The organism is Pseudoduganella aquatica (genome assembly GCF_009857595.1).
GTDB lineage: Bacteria > Pseudomonadota > Gammaproteobacteria > Burkholderiales > Burkholderiaceae_D > Rugamonas > Rugamonas aquatica_A.
The window spans coordinates 1-19,001 of sequence record NZ_WWCU01000061.1 but is presented as its reverse complement, the minus strand read 5'-3'; the positions used below and the strand labels follow the sequence as shown (position 1 = coordinate 19,001).

General features: G+C 60.3%; 15 protein-coding genes. 10 read left to right on the top strand and 5 right to left on the bottom strand.

Features of this window, described 5'->3' with window-relative positions; all coding sequences use genetic code 11:
* Positions 1-115: 115 nt before the first annotated feature.
* Complete coding sequence (locus tag GTP77_RS28410) at positions 116-430, top strand: hypothetical protein (protein WP_161075516.1); 315 nt, start codon at positions 116-118, stop codon at positions 428-430.
* On the opposite strand, the gene GTP77_RS28405 is transcribed toward GTP77_RS28410, so the two are convergent.
* From GTP77_RS28405 to GTP77_RS28395, 3 genes are all read right to left on the bottom strand, one after another.
* Positions 427-804, bottom strand: a complete 378-nt coding sequence (locus GTP77_RS28405) for a hypothetical protein (protein ID WP_161075515.1) — start codon at positions 802-804, stop codon at positions 427-429. The two genes, GTP77_RS28410 and GTP77_RS28405, sit on opposite strands and share 4 nt — an antisense overlap.
* Positions 805-912: 108 nt before the next feature.
* On the bottom strand, positions 913-1,899 hold the full coding sequence (locus GTP77_RS28400) for an ArdC family protein (RefSeq protein ID WP_161075514.1): 987 nt from the start codon (positions 1,897-1,899) through the stop codon (positions 913-915).
* Between the two features lie 79 nt (positions 1,900-1,978).
* Positions 1,979-3,997, bottom strand: coding sequence for a type IV secretion system DNA-binding domain-containing protein (locus tag GTP77_RS28395; RefSeq protein WP_161075513.1), 2,019 nt, complete (start codon positions 3,995-3,997; stop codon positions 1,979-1,981).
* Positions 3,998-4,152: 155 nt separating this feature from the next.
* On the opposite strand from GTP77_RS28395, the gene GTP77_RS28390 reads away from it, so the two are divergent.
* The 7 genes from GTP77_RS28390 to GTP77_RS28360 all read left to right on the top strand — a co-directional run bounded on the left by GTP77_RS28390 (position 4,153) and on the right by GTP77_RS28360 (position 15,035).
* Positions 4,153-4,449, top strand: a complete 297-nt coding sequence (locus tag GTP77_RS28390; RefSeq protein ID WP_161075512.1) for a hypothetical protein — start codon at positions 4,153-4,155, stop codon at positions 4,447-4,449.
* A gap of 202 nt (positions 4,450-4,651) precedes the next feature.
* Positions 4,652-6,040 carry a gamma-mobile-trio recombinase GmtY gene (gene gmtY, locus GTP77_RS28385; RefSeq protein WP_161075511.1) on the top strand — a complete coding sequence of 463 codons (1,389 nt, stop codon included), beginning with the start codon at positions 4,652-4,654 and terminating at the stop codon, positions 6,038-6,040.
* Positions 6,037-9,069 carry a VPA1269 family protein gene (locus tag GTP77_RS28380; RefSeq protein ID WP_161075510.1) on the top strand — a complete coding sequence of 1,011 codons (3,033 nt, stop codon included), beginning with the start codon at positions 6,037-6,039 and terminating at the stop codon, positions 9,067-9,069. The genes gmtY and GTP77_RS28380 overlap by 4 nt, the downstream gene beginning before the upstream one ends.
* The gene (gene gmtX, locus GTP77_RS28375) at positions 9,066-9,743 is read left to right on the top strand and encodes a gamma-mobile-trio protein GmtX (protein WP_161075509.1); all 678 of its coding nucleotides are present in this window, start codon (positions 9,066-9,068) and stop codon (positions 9,741-9,743) included. The genes GTP77_RS28380 and gmtX overlap by 4 nt, the downstream gene beginning before the upstream one ends.
* Before the next feature lie 364 nt (positions 9,744-10,107).
* Entirely contained in the window at positions 10,108-13,092 is a 2,985-nt protein-coding gene (gene mobF / locus GTP77_RS28370) for a MobF family relaxase (RefSeq protein ID WP_161075508.1), read from the top strand.
* 65 nt (positions 13,093-13,157) lie between these two features.
* A complete protein-coding gene (locus tag GTP77_RS28365; protein WP_161075507.1) occupies positions 13,158-13,934 on the top strand; it encodes a hypothetical protein in 777 nt (258 codons plus the stop codon).
* A gap of 192 nt (positions 13,935-14,126) precedes the next feature.
* Positions 14,127-15,035 carry an SMEK domain-containing protein gene (locus GTP77_RS28360; protein WP_161075506.1) on the top strand — a complete coding sequence of 303 codons (909 nt, stop codon included), beginning with the start codon at positions 14,127-14,129 and terminating at the stop codon, positions 15,033-15,035.
* 72 nt (positions 15,036-15,107) lie between these two features.
* Here GTP77_RS28360 and GTP77_RS28355 read toward each other — a convergent pair whose 3' ends face one another.
* On the bottom strand, positions 15,108-15,635 hold the full coding sequence (locus GTP77_RS28355; RefSeq protein WP_161075505.1) for a hypothetical protein: 528 nt from the start codon (positions 15,633-15,635) through the stop codon (positions 15,108-15,110).
* Between the two features lie 196 nt (positions 15,636-15,831).
* On the opposite strand from GTP77_RS28355, the gene GTP77_RS28350 reads away from it, so the two are divergent.
* Positions 15,832-16,923, top strand: a complete 1,092-nt coding sequence (locus GTP77_RS28350; protein WP_161075504.1) for a hypothetical protein — start codon at positions 15,832-15,834, stop codon at positions 16,921-16,923.
* Between the two features lie 64 nt (positions 16,924-16,987).
* On the opposite strand, the gene GTP77_RS28345 is transcribed toward GTP77_RS28350, so the two are convergent.
* A complete protein-coding gene (locus GTP77_RS28345; RefSeq protein WP_161075503.1) occupies positions 16,988-17,584 on the bottom strand; it encodes a DUF6988 family protein in 597 nt (198 codons plus the stop codon).
* Positions 17,585-17,802: 218 nt separating this feature from the next.
* Here GTP77_RS28345 and GTP77_RS28340 point away from each other — a divergent pair, with 218 nt between their 5' ends.
* Positions 17,803-18,936, top strand: a complete 1,134-nt coding sequence (locus GTP77_RS28340) for an XRE family transcriptional regulator (RefSeq protein ID WP_161075502.1) — start codon at positions 17,803-17,805, stop codon at positions 18,934-18,936.
* The last annotated feature ends 65 nt before the right edge of the window (positions 18,937-19,001 follow it).

Below are 19,001 nucleotides of genomic sequence, written 5' to 3'. Positions count from 1 at the left end.
ACATCGTCGGCTTCTATAACTGCAAGCGCATCAATTCAGCACTGGGCAATCTGCCGCCCGCCGTCTATGAACGGAAAATGGCAGTGCATGAACCTATCGTAGTGTCCGAAATTACTTGACCACCGCAGTCCTCCTCGCAGGCGTTTGCGTCGCCCCTTTGATCGGCTGGCTGTTCCTCGGCGTCGTCGTGGTCTGCCTGCTCATCGACATCTTCGTCCATTCTGATCATCGCTTCACCGACTTTGTTTCGCTCACGGTGCTGTCGATCGCCTACGCCGCCGCCTACGCGCTGACATTCTGGATTGTCGGGATCTTCACCCGCGATGACGTCAAGATCGTCACGTGGGGATGCATTCTGAATTTCCCCACCACCTTCGCCTTCTTGCGGACAAGCGTCCGCCGTTTCGCATACAGCGCTCCGCAGAGCTAGCGAAGGGCCGGGGAGTGGCTGAGGGGCTTATGCGGCGGTGCGATCCCTCGGCCATCTGAGCCACGCTCGTCTTCGTCTAACGCTTGGCGACGGGCCGCCAGCCGCGCCCCGATGCCACCGAGTCCAGCTTTCGGAGCCGCTTCGGCCGTCCCGATTGTCAACGGAATGGCGATCGCCTCCGTGTTGGGTGCCGGCTGCGCCACCAAACCGCCACGCTCCCTTCGAAGGGCCCGGATCATTTCAGCGATGGCGTCCGCCGGGACTCGGTGATAGCAGCACTCGGCGATCAAGGCTTGCTCGGGTTCCGGCAGGCTTTCGATCTCAGCGCATCCCAGTATGGCTAGCGTCTTCTTCGCGATTTTCCACATCGTCATACAGTCCTCCCATCATAATTTTTCTCTGGCCGATGTCGCCGATCCTGGGTCGCGTCTTGGCGATGCCACTTCTCGGCCGCCCGCAACCCTGGATGCTCCGTCAGCGACTCACAGCCGTCGCCCATGCTCCAACTCCGCCAACCGCTCCCCCTCCCGGTCATAACCCTCCACCCATTCTTTATGCGCCGCCCCATGGACCCGTTTCGCCGCGAGCTCGAGCATGTAGGCTGACATCAACTCCGCGTCCTTTGCAGCGGAAAACAGGGCCATCGGGTTTTTCTCTAAAACCTTAATCCAGCTATTGAGGTAGCTTGCATGGTTGTCGATGTGGGCCCGGCTCATCGGCACGCCCGTCTCGGCAGCGAGGATCGCAGAGCAGATCTCGGCCCGGAGCTCCTCCAAGGCATAGGCCTCATCGCCCCAACGCTGATGCAACGCCTCGTATCGGTCCAGCCGTTTTGGGTGCATGGTCGAGTGCGCGCACTCATGAAGCAACGTCGCGTAGTAGTCGTAAAGCGAATGGAACGACGTTTTCGGCGGCATCTGAATCCGGTCTCCGGCCAGGTTGTAGTATGCGGACGCGCCGCCGCTCGCGAATCGAAGTCCGGTCTCGCTCAGCGCCACAGCGACCTCCTCGGCCTTCGCCACGCTCTCTTCGGTGGAAATGATCTCTCGGAGCGGAAGTGGCTGAATTCCTTCAATCTGCTCGGCGTTGAACACGACATACCGCCGCAGAGCTCGACCTATGCGCCCAGCTTCCGCGCCTGGCTCGACTTGGGCTTCAGCCTCACCTGGGCCCTTCGTGGCAAACTCGACCAGCTTCACGATGGGCGATCCTTTCTCGCCGCGCCGAACCTGCCAACCCGCCTTTCGTGCCTGCTCATACGTCATCCAGCGCGGGTCCTCGCGGCCTGACAAACTGAGCAGAACCCGATTCGTTCCTCGATACCCGGCGCTGGACACCGCGTTGATTGGCCGCATCGCCTGGGCGCTCCAGGGGCGTTGCCAAGGCGTGTTGTTCGCTTTCATGGCTTCGATCAGCGTTTGGGCCACTTCAATCTTCACGTCGATTCTTTGAGTCGTCTCTTTCTCCATGCTCCCTCCTTTCTTGTCTTGAATTTCCGCCTTCGCCCAACCTTTAAATTCCAGGTTCAGCCGACAGCGTTGTTGGCCCTCACGCCATTGCCGCTTCGGCACCGGCCGTCTCGTCGTCCGCGCTGGCGTCCTCCATCCAGGCGAAATCCTGGCTTTCCTCCTCATTGAGCCATACGAGATCGGAAGCAACGGCGCCGTTCCCCTGCCCTACCGGAATCGCGATGTCTGGCGCTGCATGCGAAAGGCCTAGATCCACCCAGGAGTCGCTCCCGCCCGCTCTAGGCGCCGTAGAGCCCGCCGCGCCCATCGAAGGCTCTGGCACGGCCTCAGGGGGCGCCACATCGACATCGAATGGATGCGCGCAGTCAGGGGGAGCCCCTTCGCCCAGCGCCCACCGGCTCGGGACATGCGCGTTTCGTTTGTCTTGAGATTTGAAGAAAGGCCAGAACAGCTCATACGCGTTGCCCTCCAAGGCGAGCGCCATGATCACGCCAGCCCTCTTCGAGTCGAGTCCCAACCTAGATCCGAGCTCGGAGGGTTTGTAGAGAGCTAGGTCTTCGCGCGCATAAGAAACAGATTGCGAGCCGTCCCGGCCGTAGCTGCGGGACTCGTTGCGGCGCTCGACCTCGCGCGATCCTAGGGCCTTGGCGAGCGCTTCTGCGGTGTCGCCCTGGCTCATCTGTCCAATGAGGATCGAGCCAGTCATTGAGACGAGGGAGCGGACCGCATCCTTGCCGTGGATTTCTTCGAGTTGCGAAAGGTCTTGGCAGGCCGCCACACAACGAATGCCGCGTGAGCGCCCAACAGAGAACAAAGGCAAAATGGGAATTTTCCCGCACTGAGGCAATTCATCAAGAACAATCCATACCTTGCGCTCGGGGTCGTCGTCCATCTCGACACTGTTCACCAGACCGCCGATGACGCTGAAAATGCCCTCGACATACCCTTTGGTGATCTCCGGGTAGCTGCCATTTCCTTGCAAAATAATTTGACGCTGTCCCTTTTTTGGCCTGGTCAGCCAGTCGATGAAGCTGATTCGGCGCTCTGGCGCCACGTCGCCCCAGGCGTCCGCCAGATCGAAGATTGCGGAACAAAATGCGGACAGGTTGATGAGCACGCCCTGCGTTGTCACCGAGGCCCGCTCCACGGCCCGCACGGCCTCTTGGTGATAGAAACGCATGATCGGAAGGAGCTGGGCCTGAGGCAAGGCGAGCGTTCGCGCGAGATCGCGCCATCCCCAGCCAGTTCCGCATTCCGCACGCAGCATCATGATCGAGCCAACCATCACTTGCCTGGCTGCGTTCGCCCACATCGGATCGCTGCCTTCCTTCACTAGCGCTGCAGCGAAGCGACGGGCCGCGCCAATGTTGCGAATGTCAGCCGCGATGTCCCAAGCCCACGTCCGGGCGTCCCAAGGCGCTAGCAAAATCGGCTTGCCAAACGCGCGGGTGAAGTCACCTTTCGGATCGTAGAGCAGCAAGCGCTCATCAGCCTTGATGATCCGAGATAGCAGCGGCTTGAGGCAGGTCGATTTGCCTGCTCCTGTGCCGGCAATCAGGAGAGCGTGCCGGGTCCAGAGATCTGACGAATAGGGAACCTCTGGCGCCAAAGGATGATCTGGCCGCGCGGACGCTCGCTTTGCGAGCCGCTTGTTGAGCTGCTTGACCGCTTCCGCGCCGCTGTAACGCTTCGAGCCACGCAAAAAGGTCAACCCGTCCCTGGGGCGCAGATAGCGCCAAGCCGCCCATGCCATTGGCGCCAGGCTGACCAAGCCGGCGGCAGCCAGGCGCCAAGCGATCGGCGCGAGCTGCCCTACACTGCGCAGATACTCCAGCCGCGCATGGTAGTTAGCGGTGGTCTCGACGAAGAGCTTCGGCGAGATCCAATTCGCGGCGCAGGCCGCCACATGCAACGCGTGATCTAGCAACGCCCCGTTTGGCGCGGGCGCTCCGAGCACCGGCCGCCAAAGAGCGACGAGAGCCAGGCCGAACGCGCCGGCGCCATAGACCGTCGCGGCCCGAGCGAATCCGATTGGGTCGATACGCTTCAACGATGGCGGCGCTCCGCCGCCCCACCGCGTTCTCTGTTCCTTGTCCATTGCGCTGCCCTCCACCGTGAAATCCCTACAGAGGCGGGCTAGGCGCAGGCTCCAGACGATTGAGCCGACGAAAGGCAAGCTGACGACCGTTCGTCTGTTTTTTGGTCCCTGTGCCACTCGAAGCGCGCCTTGAGCGGCAAGACCAGGGAGGAGCCATGCCCCATCAGATTCACAGCCAGACGACGCCATACAGCGCTTTGCATCAAGCGCTGGGACTGACCGATAGCGACATCCGCCGGGAGTTGGCGGCGCGCGGATTGGACCCCGACGCCGAAGCGCAGGCCTTGCGGCTGATGATCCGGCTCGGAGTCGCTCACACGCGGCGCGCTTTGTCGGCCCACCGCGATCTCGCGTCTGGATTGCTCGCCAGGCTGGCTGAAATGGCGCCGGCCGCCATGGCGGAGGCGGAGAGAGAAATAGAGCTGGAAGTGGAGCAAGGGTTGAGGATTTGACGGCGTGGTTTACGCGCGCTAACGTCAGTATACGAAACAACATTAGTAAACGAGGGAGCCCGCCGCCGCCAAGCCTTTCCCCATCTTCTAGCAACGCCTCGCATCAAATCCCGCCCCGTTTTTCCTTATCGGCCCGCCGCCGAGGGCCCCGCTTTGCCCGCGTTTTCGCGACCCAGACCAAACACCTAGGAGACGCAACCTCATGAGCTACGCATCGACCGCCATCGCCCAAGATCCCCGCCGAGCGCATCGCCCTACTTGCCTGCTGCTGACCAACGACGGCATCTATTGGCCGTTGGCTGACTACTTCCTGCAGCGCAATCTCAGCCTTTCCGCCGAGCGCGCCTACGCCAGGTCGATCTCCCGGCTCATGAACTGGACTTACGCGAAGCATCCCGACTTCCAAGCCGGGGGAGCCCGGGACGCCTCGCTTTTTAGCTCGTTCCTCAACGATCTCCTGTATGGCACGTTCCGCGAAAACGACGAGGATACTTCTGGCCTGCGTTGGGAAGCGCGCAGTCCCGATGTCGTCAAGCGCTCCGCCGGCCATATCGCCGAGTTCACCGACTGGCTCGCCTACGAAAGCCAGGGCCTCGCTGTCAATCCCAACGATCGCCCTGCCAGCGTGTTCGAGCGCATGGTCGCCGCCAAGGCGTTCCAACGGCGCAAGACAGCCTCGCTGTTGGCGCACACGAAGAGCGCGGAGGCGGCGCAGGGCCTGTCCTCCATGGCTCGACGGGTCAACTCGCCAGGCAAGCCCCACGCAATGCTCTCCGCGCCACCGGCCTTCCCGGCCGACAAGATCAACGAGCTGCTCTGGGTCGGCTTCCAAAACGAGCGCTTCAAGAACGATCCGCGCAAATGGAAGCGTTGGAATCTGCGCGACATCTTGATCACGCTCCTATGCCTTTACGGCGGAGCGCGGGTGAGCGAGCCGATGCACCTGTGGATCGACGACGTGGTCGAGAGCGACACCGATCCTCTTTCCTGCCGCGCGCTGATTCACGAGCCCGAGCATGGCAAAGCCATTTGGGAGCATCCGATCCTGGGCCGAACGGCCATGAGTCGCGCCGAGTATCTGCGCCAGCGTTGCGGCAAAGTCCCCCTCACTCGCGCTCGCGGCGCTCGGCGCTCGGGATGGAAAGGCGGCTTGCTCACGTGTCCCAAGCGCCGAGCCATGGAGATCATTTGGATCGACCCGGCCGCCGGGCGCTTGTTCAAAGAGCTCTGGGAAATCTACATCCAGAACGAGCGCCCCATGACGGACGCCGCGCCTTGGGCCTTCCTCACCAAAGCCGGCTTGCCCATGGGGCCCACCGCCTACGCGGATTCGCTGAGACGGGCAGTGGAGAAGATCGGCCTCCCCTCCGAAAAATACGCCGGCACGACGCCGCACGGCCTTAGGCACCGCTACGGGCAGTGGCTCAACGACAAAGGCGTGTCGGACAAGGCGGGCCAGATCTGCCTGCATCACGCGAATCCGATGAGCCAGCAGGTCTATCGCCAGGTCACGCTTGAGCAAGTCGCCAGCGAGATGGCCGCGACCTCGGCGCGCATCAACGCTCCGGCCTTGGCATTGGAGGCGCCATGAGCAAAAAGCCGCAGCCTGAGCTGGCTCTGCGCCACTGCCTCGTCGGTCCCGGCCTGGCGCTCGTCTCGCGCCACACCGGCCGCCAGATCATCGAGAACCTCAGCGCGACGCTGTTCTTGATTCCCGAGTCATGGACGCAAGAGGGCGGCAAGACCGCCCTCTCGTCTTGGGAAACCGCTTTCAGTCCGACCGCCCATCGCGAGGCTTTTCCGCCAGCCGCGCTAGAGCAGATCGAAGCGCTGGGCTCCGCGAAGAGCAAGAAAGCGTTCGCGGCCAGGTTGGACGCGTTGCTCCACGCGGTCTTCGTGGAAAAGCGCCATGGCGTCCCTTTGAAGTCGCGGGCCGGTTACATCGAGTTGCTGGCAAGCTTGTGGGCGCTCGATTGCCTAATCTGGCCGAGCGGGGAAAGCGTCGCCGGATGGTCCTTGCCGCAGCGGATCTCAAAATCCTGGGGAAAAGCTCAGCCCCTTGCCGAGCGCGCGCTCAATCACTGGATCGGAATACAGCCCGATCGCATCGTCTCCCAGAGCAAGATGTTTTTTCGGCTGATGCTAAGCCACTCCTGCGTTGAAAACACTTTGGATATCATTCCTCGCTATGACGCAAAACCGCTTGAAAAACGCCACAAGGAAAATCTTTCGCGAGCAACACGCATGATCGTCGCGTGGCAACGCGAGGACGCGCCGGCCATCCGCCACTTCGACTGCGCCGACTTCACTCGCGGAGGAAAACCAAAGCCAGGCTGCCGGTCCGATCCTGAATTTGGATGGGCCACCCTCGATGATTCCAGCTGGGAAGCTTGGCGAACATTAGCGGCCGAGCATTTGGCGGAACAGCGCCGCAGCCGACACCATGTCATAGGCACGCTCAACTCCTTTCTGGACTACGCGAAACGGCAAAGCATTCCGCGAGAGCCCGCCGCCTTTTTTCAAGCCGCTTATCGCGCTCCTGATCCAGGCCTCCGGTCGGATCGCAGAATCGACACGGTCCAAAACGCCAAACTGGAGATTTTCCTGACCTTCGCGATGTCGAAGTCATGCGCTCGCCGGGCGGACGATGGTTTCGCCTATGTCGATTCCAGCGCTCGCATTCCGTTTTCCATCCCCAAATCTGCCACGGTCGTGAAGCCCGTCGAGACCCATCGCCAACCCATGCCAGAGCGGCTCACTCGGCTTTGCGTCCAAATCCTGACGGAGAACGATTTCGCGTGGCCCAAGGCGTTCCAAAAGGGAACCGGCTCCTCCGATTGGTTCATTCACGCAGACCGGACGACCGGGGAAAAGACCAAGGTGTGGAGCCCTGTCCGCGCTTGCGTCGTGCTGGCGAAGCTCATGCTGCCCTCGCGCACCATCCAGATCCGCATGCTCGACTCCGGCGAGGCCGACTCCCAACGCTACGATCCCATCGCCCGCGCCTGGGCCGAAAACGCCGGTCCGCTCGCGTCCGCCAAGCGAGTCGAGAAAGGCGTGTTTCGCCATTACAAACGAGACGACGGGTCTAGCGGCGCCCTGCTCCACTTCAACACCAACAAGACCTCCGACATTGACGCGGACCCGCGCAAACGCGGCTACGTCATGCCCTGGGAGCATCAAGAGGCTTTGGAGCTCTTCGCGATGCTGCGCGATTGGCAGGAGCGACACAACCCTATCGCCACCCCCACGCGCTGGGCAGACGTCCCCGAACTTCGCAACAAGCATCGCGACACGCTTGTCGCCATGGGCTCAGCCTGCTTCCTTTTTCGCGATCCCATGGAGCTGGACAAAACGATTCCGATCAGCGATGCCAAGGTGATCAATCTTTGGCGCGCGCTGATGGAAGAAGCAGAGAAGCGGTTGGCCAAGCTCAATGAGCGATTGCCCAACGGAGATCCGATCAAGCTGGTTCTCAGCTACTGCAAGAAACGGCCGAGCCGATTGGCTTACGACCTGCATTCGCTTCGAGTCACCGTCATCACCGCGCTGTATCAAAATGGCGTGGACATTGGCGTCTTGATGAAAATTGCCGGCCACGCGACGGCCATCATGACCTTCTACTACGTGAAGGAATCCGTTGAGAAGATCTCCTTGGAGCTGGCGCAGGCCAACGCGCGAGGGCAACAGCCAGACGCCGCGTTGAATCAATGGGATCTCTTCCTGAAGGACCAAGCGCGCGCCGAGCCTCGTCCCATCGCGCTGGGCGGATCGACTTCTTCCGAAAAACAGATCGCGCGCGTCATTATGATGGACTACGGCTTTTGCCCTGTGGGAGCAACGCGTTGCTCCGACAGCGGCGGCCAGTCCAAGCAGGGCCGCGACTGCGCCCAGTGCGCTCACTTCGCGACCGGCCCCGCCTTCCTGCCTGGCTTGCAAGCGGAGTGCGACGAGCGGTTGGCGCGAGCGCTCGTCGCCTCTCAAGACTATCAAGCCACCCAGGCCAAGCGAGACCAGCTCAATTCAATCCGTGTCAAGGCGTTGCGAGAAGCCGCTCCGTTCTCGGAGCAACGCAAGCTGGACGCCGCAGACGCGGCGCTGGAGCGCTGCTCCGCCGTGGTCGATGACGCATCGCGAAGCCTTCGCGCCGTCGTCGGATTGGCCCGCCAGTGCGCGGCTCTGGCGCTGGCCCCCGAGGAGAATCGCCTTGCCTTGATCATGACGCCAACGGGCCTGCAATCCCTGAGGCGCCCATGCGTCGCCGCGCAGAAGGACGATCTTCTGATCGCCATAGGCCAAACGGCGTCGCTCTACGAAGCAGCGGAGGAACGGATCAATGAGGCCGCTCTGCGCCGAATGAGATTCTTGAACTCGGCGCTCGCCGAGCATGGGGATGGCCGCCGTTTCGGCTTCTTGGACGACCTCCGCGTCCAGGCCAGCGTCGCGTCGCAGGCCATGCGATTGGCGCTGCTCAGGGCCGGCAGCACAGGCCGCGCCTGTCTGAGCGAGACCGCGTTGCGCTTGATCGCCGCGCCAAGCTCTGCTCCCAAGCTCTTGCTTGAAGGCCCGCCGTCCAAGGCCGTCGCGGAGTCGCAATCATTGAATGCGGAGGACGCATGAGTGGATGGAGCAAGGGCGATATCGCCGCAGCGAAGGAGCTCTTGGAAAGCCACAAGAGCCAAGCTCGACAGGAACGACGACGAAAGAGCTTCGACTTGTTATGGCAGGCGCTCGAAGAGATGAGAAAGGCCGGCGCCGCCGAGTTCAAGCTCGCGGACGTCGGCCGCAAATCAGAGTCCCTGGGCGGCCCGAAGCCGCAAAGCTTGAGGAACCCGGCGGGGGCGGCCTTTCGAGAGGTGATTGGGCTCTACTCGGCCGCTTTCACAAAGCCGGCGCTCCACGCTGGAGGCGACCCGATCGGAAGGGCGCTGGCAACCGTGGCCAACGCCAGCGCTCGCAAGATTCTTGCGGATCGATTGCAGGAGCTGAAGGCGTTGGAGACTGAGCGAGATAGGCTGCGTATGGCGATCGCGGCGGCATCTCCGTCCCCGCTTTCAGTTCCCTTTGAAGCGATTCCTAGCGCTGCGCCAACGGGCAAGGCGTCTGAGTGGGGTGTCGAGGCCTTTCAATCCAACTTCAACCCCGCTCGTTTGGCGGAGCGCGGCCTCGCGATCGCGGCCGACGGCAGCATTCGAAACGAGCAAGGCGCCACAATATTCTCCTCGGATCTAATCGATGCGATGGACGAGCTGCTGCGGGCTAACGGTCGCCCGGCTCTGCGGGAAAAGCGCTGACGCGCTGCTGCTTCGGTGAATTTCCAGGGGCCCTCGGGCCCCTTCTTCATGCCCTAACCTAACGCGACGACAGGCTCACAAGAAACGTTATAGCGCCTTGAATGGGTATAGGCTCGTGGGTATATTTCGAGCTCGGAAGCCCTTGATTTTCCAGAATTGTTATAGTCTCGCCCCCTTACACCCGGCAGAGTAAGGGGTAAAAAACTATAACAATTCTAACTATTCGTTGTCCATCAAGCGGAAGGCTTTTGCATAGCAAACCAAACGGCGGCCGAATTTGACCGTTCCGCTTTGCGGTTATCCAAAATGATCAACTCGCCAGCCTATCTGTAAGGCCATCACGGCCACGCCATGCGGGTCGAACATGCTCTCCATTACAAAGATCAACTCAGCGTCGAACCAACCCCGGCAGGGACAGGGCGGAGCTGGCTACTTGCATTACTTGGGCGGCCCGTCAAACTCAACGCGGCAGCGCGGGGATTTTGACGACTATGCGCGAGGACGAGAGGCGCAGACTGGCCCCCTTCCCTTCTGGACATGCAAGGGCGCGGCTCTGCTTGGCCTTGATGGCGCAGCGGAGGCGGAGCAAGTGGAGCGCCTGGCGAAAGGCTTCCATCCCATCACGGGTTTGCCGCTTGTGAAAGGCGCAGGCGACCAGCATGTCATGGGGCTGGACATGACATTTTCAGCGCCCAAGGATGTCTCCGCGCTTTTTGCCGGGGCGAACGCAAGCACTCGAGAAGAGATCGCGCGTTGCGTTCAAGATGCCGCCAAGTCAGCCTTGGCTTACGCTGAGACGAACACAGTCACGCGTCACGGCCACGCTGGAAAAATCAAGCGCTTTGCCGAAGCCGCGATCGCAGCGGGCTATCAGCACTTCAGCAGCCGAGCCGGGGAACCCCAGCTCCACGTCCACGGATTTTTATTCAATCTGGGCAAACGCCAAGGTGCCGATGAATGGAGCGCATTGGAGCAACGCGGACAATTCGATCGCAAAAAAGCGACCGGCATTCTGTTTCGCGTCGAGCTTGCCAGCCGCCTCAAAGCTTTGGGATTCGCAGTCGAGCCTGCGGGGCCTTACTTTACGATCAAGGGAGTGACGCAGAGCCAACGCGACGCCCTCTCGACTCGCTCCAAACAGATTGCGGAGTATCTCCGGGAATGCGGCGCAGTCAGCGCGCATGGAGCGCTCGCGCGGGAAATCGCAGCTCTTAACACTCGGTCCGCCAAAGCGGAGCCTAGTTTGCCAGAATTGCTGTCGAACTTCGAACGCATGGCGGCCTGCATTGGCCTGACGCCCGCGACAGTCGCCGCCATGCGCTCTCCTGCCGCGCCGAGAACAGAGGCCGAGGAGCCTATCGAAGTTGACCATGATGCGATCTTAGCCGCGCTGATGGAGAGCCAATCGTGCGCCGCAGCGCACGAGGCGCTCGAGCTGATTTGCGAGCATGCCATGGGCCGACTCGACGCTGCCGAATGCCTAGCAGAGCTTGATCGTTTTATGCAAAGCGCTGAGGTCATCAAGTTAGGCGAGACAGAGCAGCTCGCCGAAATTTTCACATCCAAGGCGACACTGGATCTTGAAGCGCGGATATCCGCCGCCGTCGCCACTAGCGCGCAAGATCGCGCTCACCATCTTCCCAGTTCCGCTATCGACGCGAGCTTTGATCGATTGGAGGAGGAACTGCGAAAGCAGCTCGGTGTCGACGTCTCTCTCGGCCAACAACGCGCGGCCGCGCTCCATATCGCTTGCGAAACCGGAGCCTGCGCTTTGGTGGAGGGCTGGGCTGGAGCCGGCAAGACGACAATGCTGAAGGCCCTCGGCGAGACTTACATGGAAGCGGGATTCGAGGTGCTGGGCTGTTGCCAATCGGCCGCCGCGAGCCAGAACCTCGCGCGCGAGACCGGAATCAAGTCGCGCACAATCGCCAGCCTGCTCCACTCCCTCGGAAAGGGAAGGGCGAAGCTAACATCGAAGTCTATTCTTGTCCTTGATGAGGCGGGCATGGTGGGATCCCGCGAATTCGGTTTGCTGCAAGAAGCTGTCCGCGCCGCAGGCGGCAAGCTCGTGGCAGTGGGCGACCCGAAGCAGCTCCAGCCCATCGACGCGGGCGGCATCTTCCGAGCGCTCATCGAGCGCCACGGCAAAGCGGAGATCTCTAACATCCAGCGCCAGCGGACGGATTTCGAGCCGCTGCTCAATTGGCTAAGCGAACGCGGAAGCATCTCGAAGGCGCGGGCCCGCGCTTTGCACGGAGTCCCAGAGAGCGCTCGCCTCCAGGCCATCGAGGCTTTGTGCGTCGCTGACGCGAAGCTCGGCCGGGCGTTCGACCGCTGGCGGGCCCGATTCGATTTCGAGTGGCTGCGTGAGGCTGTGGAACTGTTCGCAACTGGCGAGGCCAAGGCGGCGCTACAAATGCTTGACGAGCGCGGCAAGCTCAAGCTGATATCAGGTCACACCGCGACCGTCGAAGCGCTGATCTCGGATTGGTCAGCGGACAAGACACCGATCGAGAGAAAGACCATGATTGCAGGAACACGGGCCGAGGTGGCGGAGCTCAACGGCAAGGCCCGAGCGCTGCTGATCGACAAGGGACTTGTGCGCGACACCGAGGGCCTGGAGATCGAGATCGTTCACCGAGACGAAACGACGGATATCAAACGCTTCGCGCCGCGCGACCGGATCGTCTTCACGAAGAACGACAAAACGCTAGGCGTCACCAACGGCTGCGCTGGCACCATTCGCGCGATTGAGCAAGCCGCTTTCACGCGACTGCTTCGGGTGGAGCTGGACGACGCCAACGAGCTGGGCGAAAGGATCGTCATGATCCCGCCATCTTTCGGCCACTTCGATCTGGGCTACTGCTTGACGAACCACAAGAGCCAGGGAAGGACATTCGACTCGGCCTACACGCTGGCGAATCCCTCGATGTGCGATCGCGAGTGGACCTATGTCGCCGCCAGCCGCTCTCGCTTTTCGACCACGCTCTATTCCAACCAGGGCGTCTTGCAGGCGGTGGATTTGGAAGGCCATCAAGAACAGCGCGAAAAGCCAACCGGACGTGAGGCCGCCATCGACGCGCTGGCCTTGCGCATGCGGCGCAGCCGCGCGAAAGGGACGACGCTGGACTACGAGGACGGGCCTGATATCAGGCGTGCGGCCCACGACGGGACTGCCTCGCTAGACGCGCTGGGAGACTCTCGGCGGAAATCGGCGCAAGGCGGCAACCGGCTGAGCGGCAAAGAAACGAAGTCGCAGGCAAGGCTGAGCGTTTCGGCCGCTGTCCGATTCCTATCCTCGCTCGCTCAACATAAATCGCGACAGGCCGGCGCGGAGCGGCATCGTTAGACCAGCGTCGGACCGAGCGCGCCCGCCGTTCGCACCTTGAACAATCCGTTATGGAGGACCAGCTCATGACTCAATCCGAATCCAACCGAAGCGCCTGGGAACGGCCGGCCGTCACCTTTCGGCTTTCGTCGCGCCGTCGCCAAGACTTGCTGGCTCTTGGCGGAGGAAGGGCTGCCGCCTCCCCGACCTCCGCATTGGACATAGCGATCGCTTTGGCGCTTCAGGCGGCGCGGGACGATGAGCGATCCGGCTTGACGCCAAACGAGGGAAACGGGGATAGAGCGAACGCGGCGCGAGTCGAAATCGCGGAACCGCTGGATGGAGGCGGCGAGCTTCGCCCGCTGGTCGCTTCACTGCGCGAGGACGCCGCGAGGACGCGGGGGATGCTGGCCGATGTCGCTTCGCAGGTTCGGGAACTGCGCGATGCGATCCTGTCCGCCGCCAGCCAGGCCGACGATGAAAACTCAGAAAGCGACGCCGCCCTCGCCGCGCCGGAACCGATGCGCTCTTGGCTCAATCGAGAGGCGCTCGCCCTTCCCCGCCCAGCCCTTTTGGTGAAAGCTCGGTGGATCGCCAGCCGCCGACTTTCCGCTAGCAACGTTCGGATTGAGCTTGGCGTGCAGCGCCAGGCGGCGGTCGTCGAAGGAGCCGCCGGCCCAGGAGCGAGCGCGACTATCAGCCTGGACATGCCCGTCTCCGGCGAGCGGCCTATTCGGCTGGACCGCCCAGAAGCGTTTTACTTGATGTGCCAGCGCGAAGCCAACGGCGCTTGGCGCATAGGCTTGCGTCTCGTCTCTGCCGACGGGAAGCTGGCGCCCGCATCGGCCGCGTTCACACTGTAGACTTCGCGCTGACAGGATTTGGCTCTCCGACGGTCATCGTCAAGTTGGCGCGGTAAGTTCTTAAGCGTGAGATTTCACGTATTTTCTTAGGGCGCGAGATGCTATCCTGATCCGCTCAAGAGCCTGGTCTGAGCGCTTACGCAAGCGGATGGCCAACAAAAAATCCGACAGCCCTCAAAGAAGGAGGATGTTTTGATCGAATCGCTTATCAAGAATCTAAACCAAGACATCGCGCTGCTTCAACTGCGTATCGAGCGGGACAAAGCGGCCGGCTTCTACGACATGGCGCGACTGCTGGAAGCGATGTCAATGCAGCTCTTCCAAGCGCTTGGCATTGCGGACCTCAAGAGCAAGAACCAGATCCAAGTGAACTTCCCGGCCATTGACTCCGCAGACGATCACAAGGACGGCGGAATTGCGTTGCAGGTCACTTCGGTGGCGGACGCCAAAAAAATCAAGAAGACAATCGAAACATTCGAGAAGAAAAATTCTGCCGGCCAGTCCTTGAAGGATGGCTATGCGACGCTCTACATTTTCGGTTTTTGCCGAGCCGCGAGCGCCACGAAAGTTCCGAGCTACTGCAAGGTGATCGATCCAAGCTTCTTCGTCAATAAGCTCATTGACTTCGATGACGAGGAGAAGGTCCAGCTGGTCCTCGACTCGGTCCGCCGCCACGTAGATTACTCCTCGCTCCACCCTTACAGCGATATTGAGTGCCTCAAGATTATACTGGGCTATGTGGGACGCAATGCCGTCAGACACTACATGTCCTGCGAAGGCAACGTCCACGACATGACGAAGGGGTTGAAAGAGATTTCTGAACTCATCGGGAAAGGTTCCGTCAACGGCAGACAGAAATCGAAGGCGCACCACGAATTCAGCGATCCTGAGATCGGCAAATTTCTGCTACACGCGCTGAACGAAATTGGCGGGATCACAGCCATCATTCACAAGGCGACTCGCGGAGATGGATTTGTCTACTTGAATCAACAGGAGATGCAGGCAATCGACGCGCGAAAACGCTCCATCACGGAAGCGGCTCAGCGCATAGCCGAGTCCTATGGCATTGACATGCCGCTTAGCATGCATGAATACGACTAGCGGCTCAGAAATGATCGGCACGCTGGAAGACATGGAGCGCTACACCCACTTCCAGCGTCAAGCTCAAACAGCCTAAACGCGATTCGGGGGGTGCTTGTTCTCGCCGGCTGCTTCGCCGCGTTGTCCAGTCTCATCCAAATGATAAGAAAGGAAGGCGATGCCCAGCAGAGCGACCGCTGTCAACATTCGTCCCTGTTCGACCGTTCGCGAGACTCCTTCCCCACCGCTCCAATAAACCGACGCGATCAATGCCGCCCCCGCGTGCGCCGACGCGGAAGAAACCTCGTCCCATAACTGCCGGGGGAACCTTTCCATGTTGGCCCGATTGATGGAACGGGCGTTTACGTTGAGCTCGATCAGCGAAAGAACGCTCATGGCGGCCAATGCGCAGAGGCTCAGAATCAGCACGACACGTCCATCGCCAAACGCGGCCAAGCTGACTAAATTCAGGCGCGTGGCCCCGCCGCCTTCTGACAAAAATCCGACCACCCATGAAGCCGACCAGTAAATCGCGACCGCGAACAGCCAGAGCGTGGCCACCGGGAACAGTCGGTTTACGCAAAACGGCTTCACCTTCCTATACATCTTGGTTTGCTTCACAGCGACTCCATCTCGATTGAACTTGCGTATGTCCCGGCGCTGATTCATTGCCCTATATAGGGAACCCATGAGCGAGGCGCCCGGGTTGAAAGCGGCTAGAGCTCCAGTCTGGAGCATAATGTTGATGCCAGTCAACAAAAGAGCTGGCGGTGACGCGCAACTGTATAATTTTTCGACGAAATAACAGCCATTCGCAATGGACGACACCGAATTTCAAATATACCTGCCGCCGGGCTTCCCTCTTGACGATCTGTTCGACATCAGCGAGCAGCTTGGGAAGGCGGACATTTGCGTGCCAGGCTACATACCGCCGGAGGTAGGACTTTACGATATCCGTGGACATTTTTACGAGAGCCGCAAAAACGGCGTTCAGACCATCCTTCTTCCTGACCGAAACATGGCGTCGCGCTTCGCCCAGCTAGCGGAAGGAAAGGTGATCCCAAACGAAGAGCAACGACGAGCGTCGGCCGCCCTGCTCGCCTTTGCGCAATGCTTGGACATTCAGATGGAGCCAGGGATTGCCTTTCATGAGCTCGCTCACAAGCAAGGCAACGACGTTTCCTTGACGGAGCTAGGCTGGTTCAGGGCAGCCGACCGCTCCCGCCCGCAGGATGTTATTGATGTCGCGGTTGGCCGCGAGGACGCGCTAAGCAGTCGCTATCATCCGCTTGAAGTCAAAAACGTAGACCTTGCCGCCCCGCTCCGGCGTTGGAACAGAAACTACGTCATGTGCCTCAAAATGTTGGAGCTGGAGCAGCGCATCGATAAGCCCCTGAATCGAGTGCTGAGCTTGCTGGAATGGATGCGAGACGAATTTATGTTTGGCGGCTCTGTCGCCTTGCTGGCGAGCGTATATTTCGCGCCGCGCTCTTCTCCAAAGGAGGGCGTATTCAAGGGGAAAAACTCGCCTCATCGAGATCGCGCCCTTGACGGCGCTCGCAACCAGGCATGGGATCTGACGCATCTCAGCGAGTTCGTTCGGCAGGCCAGCGAAAATGAATACACCAAGAAGCGCTATCTATTCGCCACGTTTGACCAGCACCTTAAGCTGATGGCCAAACTCCTCTTCGGTTTCACGAAGGACGCCGGGGGCGCTGACGCTCATTTGGCCGCATTGTCCAATTGGTGGCCGCCATCGGACGCGAGACGCATCATCGACGCCATCCTTGCGCATGTCGAACGCATCGAGTCGCCTGATTGGACCGCGAAGAAAGCGCCATTTCCCGATTTCATCAACCGCATGATCAAGCTGGGCGAGCAACGGATTCTGGACATAGCTCCGCGCTGAGGATGCCAGGTTGACGCATGCCTGCGAGCGCGACCAGTGTCCGGTGTCCGGTGTCCAGGCTAGATCACCTCATGCCAAGCCGCTTGGCCCCCTCGCAAAACGCCACCATCCTAGCGTGGTCCTTGGCGACCGAAAAGATCTCGATACCGACTCGCACGGCGGTTTCCGAAGCAAACGCGAGCAAACGCTCCAGCTCGTCCTCGGGATACATCGGCTCGATGGAGGTCTCCGTTAAGCGCCGACGGATATGCTCCGATCCTCCATGGATCAGGTCGTTGAAGCTTTTCCAGTTGGCGCTTTTGTTGTTGAGGATCCAAGCCGCGCCGCTCTCCTCGTCGTCCCCGATCACGGCGATGATCTCCCGAAACTCGGGGCCTTTTCCTCGCAGCATCTTTTGGAACTCAGCCTCGGTCGCCACTCTCGACAACCAGTAAGAGCGGACGTAGCCTTCGAACATCGGCCGGGCCAGCGCCAATGCGGGGCCTGCCATCCGGTTATTGAGCAGGATGACGATGCCGTCAACGAGCTCCGCCGTTTGTTGGAGCAGCGCCAGGCATGCTTTCTGTTTGTCGCTTTCATACTTCCATATGGCGCCGTTGCACTGTTCATGCAGCCAAAGGCTGACTTTGGTTGTGTGTTCGATTGCGGTGGCAAGGCTCATGGTTTCTCCCCTTGGAGTTTAGAAAACCAAAGCTTAATGCCGCTTTTCAAAAAACTTAGACCTATTTTCTCGCACACTCATCTGCGCGGGATTCTGCCGGCCAGCTAGCGCTGCCGTGGGCTCCATGGGACGTCAACGAAGCGGCCTCCTAGACTTGCTCACTATCCCTAATCGATCAAAAAATTGACGCACGCCAACGAATTGTCTAATATGCATTTATGTCCCTTGACCTCACTCTCCTAGGCTCAAAAATCGCCGCCCATCGCATGGAGCTCAGCGATTCGCTCGAAGATGTCGCTGCGGCCACCGGAGTTGATAGCAAAAGGATAGCCGAGATAGAGGCGGGCAAGGCCCTTCCCACGGGCGATGAAATCCTTATCCTAAGCGATCATTTTCGTTGCGACTACAAGATCTTTCTTAGCAACGATCCCACGCCCAATGCGCCGCCAACTCAAATTCTTTACCGTGCGAAGAATGACGACTTCAGCAAAGAGGACCGCCGCGCCATCCGCGACTTTCTCTATTTATGCGAGACCGAGTATGAATTAACCCAGGAATTGGGGCGCATAACGGCTCGATTTGCTTTCACTCCTAACGGTCTTCCCAAGGCGCAGGCCGAAAATGCCGCCCTCGCCGTTAGGGCACATCTTGGCTACCAAGATCGTGAAATCGCGCGGGATGTATACGGAGACTGCCGAAAGCTGGGCGTCCATGTTTTTCGGCGCCGGCTTGGGGACTCGAATATTTCGGGGCTCTTTATCGTCCATCCCACCGCTGGGAAATGCATTCTTGTGAACGCAAGCGAGGACGTTTATCGCCAGCGCTTTAGCGCGGCGCACGAACTTGCCCATGCTCTCTTTGACAGTGATGCTGTCGCCAGAGTTTCCTTGCGCTCGGAACGCCAGGACCCTCTTGAGCGCCGCGCAAACGAATTTGCTTCAGCCTATCTCATGCCGCCCGCACTGCTCCGCCAACTTCCCGACCCGGCCAACTGGAGCGATGACGATGTTAAACGCCGCGCTAACGATTTTAGGGTGAGCTGCGATGCGTTAGGGATCGCGCTTAATAAAGCCCGGCTCGTGAGTTACGCGCAGAGCAATCACATCAGGGGATTGCGCGTTTCGCACACCGACAAGGTGGATCCCGAGATTCCGCTTTCTCTAACCGACTCGCAACGACGCCGGAAATCGGCGCTACTGGAACAAGGCTTATCGGAACACTACGTGTCGCTTTGCTTCGACGCCCATCACGAAGGCCTTATCAGCGCAGGGCGTTTGGCGGAGGCCCTTGTGCCGTGGTCTAATTTGCCTGGACACCTCAATAGGTGGAAAATTCACCATCTGAGGAGTTAAAGCATGACAACAAGAAAACGCAAGACATTCGATCCGAGCCTGAAGCTGGAGGTGGTCAGAATGAT

Bases quoted from the DNA above. Each gene is read 5' to 3' on its own strand.
- GTP77_RS28400 (WP_161075514.1), bottom strand. From the start codon at position 1,899: ATGGAGAAAGAGACGACTCAAAGAATCGACGTGAAGATTGAAGTGGCC.
- GTP77_RS28345 (WP_161075503.1), bottom strand. From the start codon at position 17,584: ATGAGCCTTGCCACCGCAATCGAACACACAACCAAAGTCAGCCTTTGG.
- GTP77_RS28350 (WP_161075504.1), top strand. From the start codon at position 15,832: ATGGACGACACCGAATTTCAAATATACCTGCCGCCGGGCTTCCCTCTT.
- GTP77_RS28405 (WP_161075515.1), bottom strand. From the start codon at position 804: ATGACGATGTGGAAAATCGCGAAGAAGACGCTAGCCATACTGGGATGC.
- GTP77_RS28395 (WP_161075513.1), bottom strand. From the start codon at position 3,997: ATGGACAAGGAACAGAGAACGCGGTGGGGCGGCGGAGCGCCGCCATCG.
- GTP77_RS28380 (WP_161075510.1), top strand. From the start codon at position 6,037: ATGAGCAAAAAGCCGCAGCCTGAGCTGGCTCTGCGCCACTGCCTCGTC.
- GTP77_RS28340 (WP_161075502.1), top strand. From the start codon at position 17,803: ATGTCCCTTGACCTCACTCTCCTAGGCTCAAAAATCGCCGCCCATCGC.
- mobF (WP_161075508.1), top strand. From the start codon at position 10,108: ATGCTCTCCATTACAAAGATCAACTCAGCGTCGAACCAACCCCGGCAG.
- gmtX (WP_161075509.1), top strand. From the start codon at position 9,066: ATGAGTGGATGGAGCAAGGGCGATATCGCCGCAGCGAAGGAGCTCTTG.
- GTP77_RS28365 (WP_161075507.1), top strand. From the start codon at position 13,158: ATGACTCAATCCGAATCCAACCGAAGCGCCTGGGAACGGCCGGCCGTC.
- GTP77_RS28390 (WP_161075512.1), top strand. From the start codon at position 4,153: ATGCCCCATCAGATTCACAGCCAGACGACGCCATACAGCGCTTTGCAT.
- gmtY (WP_161075511.1), top strand. From the start codon at position 4,652: ATGAGCTACGCATCGACCGCCATCGCCCAAGATCCCCGCCGAGCGCAT.